This window comes from Mesorhizobium sp. M7A.F.Ca.CA.003.01.2.1 (assembly GCF_003998945.1).
Lineage (GTDB): Bacteria > Pseudomonadota > Alphaproteobacteria > Rhizobiales > Rhizobiaceae > Mesorhizobium > Mesorhizobium ciceri.
Genome location: NZ_RZRA01001692.1, coordinates 1 through 428, shown reverse-complemented (window position 1 = coordinate 428; position 428 = coordinate 1). Strand labels below are relative to the sequence as shown.

At 65.7% G+C, this 428-nt stretch carries 1 protein-coding gene; it reads left to right on the top strand.

Annotated features, from left to right (window positions below):
- Positions 1-42: 42 nt before the first annotated feature.
- The coding region (locus EN969_RS34975) for an ABC transporter permease (RefSeq protein ID WP_245467702.1) at positions 43-428 on the top strand (386 nt) is incomplete at its 3' end.

Below are 428 nucleotides of genomic sequence, written 5' to 3'. Positions count from 1 at the left end.
ACTCTGGCGCGGTCCCAGGCCGAATTCCTGCGCGGTGTTTCCATGCGCGACGCCGGCACGCTGATCGGGCTTGTCGTGATCCTGGCCGTGTTCGGCGCGCTGGTGCCCGGCTTTTTCGCCGAGCGCAACCTGATCAACATCCTGCAGCAGTCGAGCATCAATGCCTGTCTGGCGCTGGGCATGACGCTGGTCATCATCTCCGGCGGCATCGACCTGTCGGTCGGGCCGACGGCAGCACTCTCGGCCGTCATCTCGGCCTCTATGATGGTCGCCGGCGTGCCGTTTCCGCTGGCCATCGCCGCCGGCTTCGCCATTGGTCTTGCCTGCGGCCTCGTCAACGGCGTGCTCGTCGCCCATGTTGGGCTGCAGCCCTTCATCGTCACGTTGGGAACGCTCAGCACCTATCGGGCACTGGCGCTGATCTACAC